The sequence below is a fragment of the Nocardioides sp. genome (assembly GCF_035697785.1).
Lineage (GTDB): Bacteria > Actinomycetota > Actinomycetes > Propionibacteriales > Nocardioidaceae > Nocardioides_B.
The window spans coordinates 22,563-29,359 of the sequence record NZ_DASSCL010000108.1 but is presented as its reverse complement, the minus strand read 5'-3'; the positions used below and the strand labels follow the sequence as shown (position 1 = coordinate 29,359).

The following is a 6,797-nucleotide window of genomic DNA, read 5'->3' as shown; positions in this document are numbered from 1 at the left end:
GCTCCTCGAGCAGCTCGAGCGTCCGGTACACGGTCGACACGTTCACGGCCGCGGACTCCTTGCGCACCTCGGCGAGAATCTCGTCCGGCGTGGCGTGACCCAGATGATCAACGGCACGTAGCACCAGCTCGCGCTGCGGAGTCAGCCGATATCCCCGCGACCGCAACTCCTTCTGCCACTGCTCCGGCGGCTGGTCGAGGTCGTCGTGCGGCACCTGACGAGTCTAGTGAGGCGGGCGACCCACGTGCGTGCGGCGTCTGCCCTGTCCTAGAGGTGCCACGCACGCTCCACCGCGGCGGCCACCGTGCCGTTGCGGACTCGTTGCGGGTGGTCACCCACCGGGATCCAGGCGATCTCGCGCCTGCGTCGAAGGTCGAACACCGCGACCGCGTCGTTGCCACTCATCGACATCCAACACGTGTTGCCGGGCCCCTCGGTGGACCAGTACGGCTTGAGGTACTTGCGGTCCTCGCCGTCGCCCTCGCCGTCGAGGATCTTCGCCTTCATCGTTCGGCGCGTCACGATCGCGGCGTAGTCCGACATCGTGCCGGCCACGCAGAGCTTGGTGCCTTTCGAGTTCATCGACAGCCCGTGGTGGGCGGAGTCGAGAACGTACTGCTCGCGCGGCAGGTCAGGCACCCGGTTGGGCAGCGGGATCAGTCGGGTCACCTTTCCGGTGTCCGGCTCCGACTGACCGCCGGCCACGTAGTCGCCACCACCGTTGGGGTCCGCCGCCTTCAGGTCGAACTCCACGAACCCGTGGAGGAACGAAACCTGGTAGTAGGCGAACCGCTCGTCGGGCGAGATCGCCATCGGACGCACCGCCGAGCTCATGTCGCCGTAGCCCGCTTCCTCCAGTTCCAGGCCCATGTCCCACCGGCGGGCGATCGAGAAGTCGCGGGTGCGGACCACCTGGAACCAGCGGTCGGCCTTGATCAGGTCACCGACCGCGTCGAGCTCACCGGCGTCGACGGGTGTGTAGACCCGTCCGATGCTGGCGTGGAAGATCCGCCGGCCGTCCGCGGAGTAGTTGGACTCGTGCGGGGTCTCCCCCGACTCGAACGTGCGCAGCCGGACGCCGGTGCGCGGGTTGCCCGCGCCGCCCAGGACGTACTCGTGCACCGACTTCGACGTCGAGTCGGAGACCACGAGGCGGCGGCCGTCGGGTGAGACGTTCATGTGGTCGGTGCGGAAGCCGTCCATCACCTGGCGCTTCACGATCGCGCCGCTGGCCAGGTCGATCCACACCACGTCGGCGAAGCTCGGCCGCGACACGGCCAGCAGCCGGCCGTCGCGAGTCGAGAACATGTCGTCGACGAGCTGGTCGTGGCCCTCCCCGATCGCCTGCTGGATCGCCAGGTAGAACGCCAGCCTGGCCGGGTCGGCGACGATCTCCTGCATCCGCTCGGCGCGGTCGGGAACGATGTCGATCCGCCCGATCTTCTGGAAGGTGTGCGCGTCGACGACGTCCGCGGTGCCGGCCCAGTTGTTGCCGACGAACATCACGTCGCGCGACCTCTGGGCCGTCTGCTCACGCGTGGTCGCGGGCGTGGACGGCCCCGCGCTGGCGCGTGGGACGACCGTGACCGCAACGGCGAGGGCAAGTGCGCTGCCGGCCAGGGCGAGCGTCGTACGGCGCATGCGGGGTCCTTCTGCTCGGCGTCCTGTGCCGTGTTCAACGCGTGACCGTGGCGGGCGTTACGTCGAGGGTCTCGACGGGCTCGCGACCCCCGCACGACGCAACGACCACAGGACGCCGCCTCGAACACCCGGGCTACTGACGGACGAGGCGACCCCAGAGGTGGGGCTGGAGGGGCTGACCCATCGCGGCCATGTCGTAGGCCCAGAGCAGGTCGCCCTCGACCATCCCGTACATCCGGTGCCCGCCGGTGTACTCCTTGGCGGTCTGGGTGCGGGCGACCGCGTCGGTGCTGAGCTCCAGGCGCGGCGTGCCGATCTCGGCCGCGCCGTACCAGATCTCGACGAACCCGGTGTGGTGGGTGAGCAGCAGCTCGAGGGAGCCGTCGGCCTTCGGCCTCAGGAAGCCGGTCTCGATGGCGGCGTCGCGCACCTTCTCGCCCTGCTCGTCGACGATCCAGGAGCGGCTCATGTAGTGGAAGAACGGCCTGCCGTCGTGGGTGAAGATGCACTCCTGCCCGAACTGGAACGCCTCGATCGTCGGGTAGTCACCGTGCCCGTTGCCGCGCCAGGTGCCGAGCAGCCAGGCGACCGGCGCGCAGTCGGGGTGGAGGTTCTCGGGGATCTCGAAGGGCATGGGGGGACGTGGCGCCCTAGCTGCGTTCGGCCTTGAAGAGGTTCCAGAGGACGACGAGGGCGACGTAGCCGGTCAGCAGCACGACCAGCGCCATCAGGGCGATGAACACGGCTTCCATGGGCCGCAGTCTAGTGTGACCGGCATGGCGGACCGACTGCTGGTGAAGGTGACGTGCGGCACCGACGACCCGGAGCGGAGCAACCAGGCGTTCACTGTCGCCTCGGCCGCTGTCGCGGCCGGGGCCCGGGTGAGCCTGTGGCTGACCGGGGAGGCGGCCTGGTTCGCCGTCGCGGACAGGGCTCCGGACCTGGGACTTCCACACGCCACTCCCGTCGGTGACCTGCTCGCGGTCGTCCGCGAGGCGGGCCAGGTGACGTTGTGCACCCAGTGTGCGGTCCGCCGCGAGATCGGCGAGGCCGACGTGCTGCCCGGCATCCGGATCGCCGGCGCGGCGGTGTTCACCGAGGAGGCGCTGACCGACGGCACGCAGGCGCTCGTGTACTGAGCTCCAGCACCCAGCGGCACCGCGGGGACACGGACAGCGACTACCGCCGCTTGACCTGCAGCAGCTCCTTGGCCTCGGCCGGGGTCATCGGGGTGCGCTGCGCGATGCGACCCAGCTCGACCACGCGGCTGACCAGCTGCTCGTTGTGCTCGACGGGCACGCCCTTGGCGAGGGTGAGCACGTCCTCCATGCCGACGCGGAGATGGCCGCCCTTGCTGAGCGCGGCCAGCGCGACCGCGAGCGTGGACCGGCCGATGCCGGTGGCCGACCAGGACGTGACGGCGCCGGGCAGCGCGTTGACGGCCGCGACCAGGGCGTCGGCGGTGCCGGGCATCCCGCCGGGCACGCCCATCACCAGGTCGACGTGCACGCGTCCGCCGTACGGCAGCCCGAACTTGTCGAGGAGCCGGTGGAGGGCGGCGACGTGGCCGAGGTCGAACAGCTCGAACTCCGGCACCACCTCGCGCTCCTGGGAGAGCCGGTAAAGGTCCGTGATGAACGGCCAGGGGTTGGAGAACACGTCGTCGCCGAAGTTCGTGGTCCCCATGGTGAGGCTGCACGAATCTGGCTGCGCGTCGAGCACCTTGAGGCGGCGGTCGAGCGGGTCGTGCACGCTGCCGCCGGTGGAGAGCTGCACGACGAGGTCGGTCTGCTCGTGCAGCGCGTCGACCGTCGCAGTGAGCCGGCCCAGGTCGAGGGTGGGCTGGTGGTCGTCGTCGCGGATGTGCACGTGGATCATCGCGGCGCCGGCCGCCTGGCACCGGCGGGCGGTGTCGACCAGCTCGTCGAGCGTGGTGGGCAGCTGCGGGCAGTCGGCCTTGCGGGTCTCGGCACCGGTCGGGGCGACCGTGACGAGGAGCTTCGTGGGGTCTGTGCGGAAGCCGGGGGACGCGTCGGTCATGGCCGCATCGTGTCAGACTTCGAGAAGCCCGTCGAACCCCGTCGACCCCCGAGACAGGAAGATTTGCCGATGCGCGCGGTGGTCCAGCGAGTTCTCTCCGCTTCTGTGTCCGTTGACGGGAAGATCGTCGGCGACCTCGAGCGTCCCGGCCTGCTGGTGCTGCTCGGTGTCACCCACGACGACGGCCCGGACCAGGTGGCCTGGATGGCCCGCAAGGTGTGGGGGCTGCGGATCCTGCGCGACGAGCAGTCCGCCTCCGACGTCGACGCGCCGGTGCTCATGGTCAGCCAGTTCACGTTGTACGGCGACGCGCGCAAGGGCCGCCGGCCGACCTGGAACGCCGCCGCGCCGGGTCCGGTGAGCGAGCCGCTCTACGAGAAGGTGTGCGCCGAGCTGGAGACGCTGGGAGCGACGGTCGCGCGCGGGGCGTTCGGCGCGGACATGCAGGTGGCGCTGGTCAACGACGGTCCGGTGACGGTGATCCTCGAGACACCATGAGGGTTTAGGTGGTCGAGCCCGTCGACGTCACTCCGAGGCCTGCCCGACCCGCACCTCGCTGACGGCCATCGTGTTGCGGGGGCCGGGGGTGGAGGCGAGCACCTCGAGCACGACCGTGTCGGACTCGGTGACCGGGATCCGCATCGTCTGCAGAGAACGGTTGGCCTCGGCGCCGTCGACGCCCTGCACGACCGACGTACCGTCGGCGAAAGTCCAGCGCACCCGGGTGAGCCGGTTGTTCTCGGCGTACCGGTCGACGCCGCTGCGTGGGTCGGTCTTCGCGTAGCCCGGGACCAGCCCGACCTCACCGATCCGACCGGCCTCGGCCAAGGTCAGGGTGAGCGACTGTCCGACACCGCGGCCGTTGCAGCGCCAAGCCGTCGTCATGTCGCCGTCGTAGACGTTGGTCGGCGGGTACGCGATCTGGTTGCCGGCCGCGTCGACGCTGGCCGGCGCCTCGCAGGATGCACTGGCGCCGCCGACGACGGCCTGGTCGGTGACGCCCTGGTACGCGCCCTTCTGCTGGTTGCGCGGCTTGCCCTTGCCGTTGCCCGCGTTCGCGGCACCCTCGCCGTCGTCTCCGAGCACGACGCCGTCCGGCGCCTCGGTCGAGACGTCCGCGCCGTCGACGGAGCTGGAGAAGACCTTGCCGATGCCGTAGGCGCTCAGCACCAGGATCAGGACCAACCCTCCGAGCAGGGCCGGCACCAGCCAGCCGGGTCGGGTGCGTCGAGGCTCGGCTTCCTGGTAGTCGTCGGCGACCAGGTCGTCGGCGAGGCCGCCGGACCAGCGGTGCCGCCCGGTGTCGGTCTCGGGCTCCGGCCCGCCGTCGGGTCGAGGCGGCTCGGGCGCCGTGTCGTCATCGAAGGCGAGCGGATGGGGGGCGAAGACGGCTTCGTGGCTCACCTGGGAGGGGCGCTGGTCGTGGAGGTTCAGGACCTGGGTGTGCTCGTTGTCCGCGCGTGCTTCGTCTGCCTCGTCTGCCTCATCTGCGAAGAGAGGTCCGCGGATGCGGATGGGCTGGTCGGGATCCTCGACGGGTGGTGGCCCGGCCTCGACGGGCTCGACCACCGGGGGCTCGGGCTCGACCACCGGGGCTGGGGCCAGGTGTTTTGGTGCACTGGTCTCGACGGGCTCGACCACCGGGGCCTCAGTGTCGACCGTCGGGTCCGTGTCGGCTTCACGGCCGATGGCCTCCCGGTAGGCGCGCTCGTATCCCCGGCGGTACGCCTCGGCGTACTCCGGCGGCAGGTCCGGTGGGAGCCCACCGGGCGTTCGGGAATCGGGCACAGCGGTCCAGCCTACGGATCAAGCGACGGGGCCGACAAAGCAGTGGTCTACCCCGTTCCGCCCGTCGCCAACCGCTGGAGGGGTCGGAACGAACCGGACCCCGGACCTGTGCGGTCCGGGGTCCGGGTCTCGACGGAGATCAGATCGGGATGGCGACCTCGGCCACGACGCCGCGCTGGGCGGTCACCTTCTGGTCGACGACCTCGGCCTTCGGCGCCAGCGTCCGCAGCGTCCACTCACCGGGGGCCGCGAAGAACCGGAAGTGCCCCGTCGCCGAGGTGGGCACCTCTGCGGTGAACTCGCCGGTGCGGTCCAGCAGTCGGACGTAGGCGTTGCCGACCGGCTCGCTCTGCCCATCGGTTCCGGCCCGGGTCACCACACCCTGGATCACCGACTCCTTGGCGACGTCGATCCCGTCCAGGGACAGGCCGCCCTCAGTCGCGCCGCACATCAGGCCTCCCCCGGCTCGTCACCCAGGGCGATCGGGACGCCGACGAGGGAGCCGTACTCGGTCCAGGAGCCGTCGTAGTTCTTGACGTTCTGGTGGCCGAGCAGCTCCTTGAGCACGAACCACGTGTGCGACGAGCGCTCGCCGATGCGGCACAGCGCGATCGTGTCCTTGCCGTCGTCGAGGCCTGCCTCGCCGTAGATCTTGCGGAGCTCGTCGTCGGACCTGAAGGTGCCGTCGTCGTTGGCCGCCTTGCTCCACGGCACGTTGATCGAGGTCGGCACGTGACCGGCCCGCTGGGCCTGCTCCTGCGGCAGGTGCGCCGGGGCGAGGAGGCGGCCGGCGTACTCGTCGGGGCTGCGTACGTCGACGAGGTTCTTCACGCCGATCGCCGCCACCGTCTCGTCGCGGAATGCACGGATGGAGAGGTCCTGCTCCTGCGCGGTGTAGCTGGTCTTCTCGCGGGTCGGCACCTCGTCGGTGAGCTCGCGGCTGTCGAGCTCCCACTTCTTGCGGCCGCCGTCGAGGAGCTTGACGTCCTGGTGCCCGTAGAGCTTGAAGTACCAGTAGGCGTAGGCGGCGAACCAGTTGTTGTTGCCGCCGTACAGCACCACGGTGTGGTCGTTGGCGACGCCCTTGTCGGAGAGCAGTGCCTCGAACTGCTCCTTGTTGACGAAGTCGCGGCGGACCTGGTCCTGGAGCTCGGTCGTCCAGTCGAGCTTGATCGCGCCGGCGATGTGGCCCTTGTCGTAGGAGGTGGTGTCCTCGTCGACCTCGACCAGCACCACCTTGGGGTCGTCCAGATGCTCCTGGACCCAGTCGGCGGTGACGAGTGCGGTGTCGCGGCTCATGATCGTTCCTTCCTTGTGCCCGGGCGGGC

General features: G+C 70.2%; 9 protein-coding genes. 2 read left to right on the top strand and 7 right to left on the bottom strand.

Annotation, left to right across the window (positions count from 1 at the left end; translation table 11 throughout):
- The 3 genes from VFH10_RS11085 to VFH10_RS11075 all read right to left on the bottom strand — a co-directional run.
- A partial coding sequence (locus VFH10_RS11085) for a Fur family transcriptional regulator (RefSeq protein WP_325128443.1) occupies positions 1-214 on the bottom strand: 214 nt, incomplete at its 3' end.
- A 53-nt stretch (positions 215-267) separates the two neighbouring features.
- A complete protein-coding gene (locus VFH10_RS11080) occupies positions 268-1,641 on the bottom strand; it encodes a serine/threonine protein kinase (protein WP_325128442.1) in 1,374 nt (457 codons plus the stop codon).
- A 133-nt stretch (positions 1,642-1,774) separates the two neighbouring features.
- The gene (locus VFH10_RS11075; protein ID WP_325128440.1) at positions 1,775-2,275 is read right to left on the bottom strand and encodes an FABP family protein; all 501 of its coding nucleotides are present in this window, start codon (positions 2,273-2,275) and stop codon (positions 1,775-1,777) included.
- A 142-nt stretch (positions 2,276-2,417) separates the two neighbouring features.
- Here VFH10_RS11075 and VFH10_RS11070 point away from each other — a divergent pair, with 142 nt between their 5' ends.
- The gene (locus tag VFH10_RS11070) at positions 2,418-2,780 is read left to right on the top strand and encodes a DsrE family protein (RefSeq protein WP_325128438.1); all 363 of its coding nucleotides are present in this window, start codon (positions 2,418-2,420) and stop codon (positions 2,778-2,780) included.
- 40 nt (positions 2,781-2,820) lie between these two features.
- On the opposite strand, the gene VFH10_RS11065 is transcribed toward VFH10_RS11070, so the two are convergent.
- Positions 2,821-3,681 (bottom strand): 3-keto-5-aminohexanoate cleavage protein, encoded by an 861-nt coding sequence (locus VFH10_RS11065; protein ID WP_325128437.1) that lies wholly within the window; start codon positions 3,679-3,681, stop codon positions 2,821-2,823.
- A 69-nt stretch (positions 3,682-3,750) separates the two neighbouring features.
- Between VFH10_RS11065 and dtd the strand changes: the two genes are divergently transcribed.
- Complete coding sequence (gene dtd / locus VFH10_RS11060; RefSeq protein WP_325128435.1) at positions 3,751-4,179, top strand: D-aminoacyl-tRNA deacylase; 429 nt, start codon at positions 3,751-3,753, stop codon at positions 4,177-4,179.
- 27 nt (positions 4,180-4,206) lie between these two features.
- Here the strand turns inward: dtd and VFH10_RS11055 are convergent, their stop codons facing one another.
- The 3 genes from VFH10_RS11055 to VFH10_RS11045 all read right to left on the bottom strand — a co-directional run bounded on the left by VFH10_RS11055 (position 4,207) and on the right by VFH10_RS11045 (position 6,768).
- Complete coding sequence (locus tag VFH10_RS11055; protein WP_325128433.1) at positions 4,207-5,469, bottom strand: NADase-type glycan-binding domain-containing protein; 1,263 nt, start codon at positions 5,467-5,469, stop codon at positions 4,207-4,209.
- A gap of 139 nt (positions 5,470-5,608) precedes the next feature.
- A complete protein-coding gene (locus VFH10_RS11050) occupies positions 5,609-5,920 on the bottom strand; it encodes a DUF1416 domain-containing protein (RefSeq protein WP_325128432.1) in 312 nt (103 codons plus the stop codon).
- Positions 5,920-6,768: a sulfurtransferase gene (locus tag VFH10_RS11045; protein ID WP_325128430.1), complete on the bottom strand. Its 849-nt coding sequence runs from the start codon at positions 6,766-6,768 to the stop codon at positions 5,920-5,922. Before VFH10_RS11045 ends, VFH10_RS11050 begins: the two co-directional genes overlap by 1 nt.
- Between the last annotated feature and the right edge of the window lie 29 nt (positions 6,769-6,797).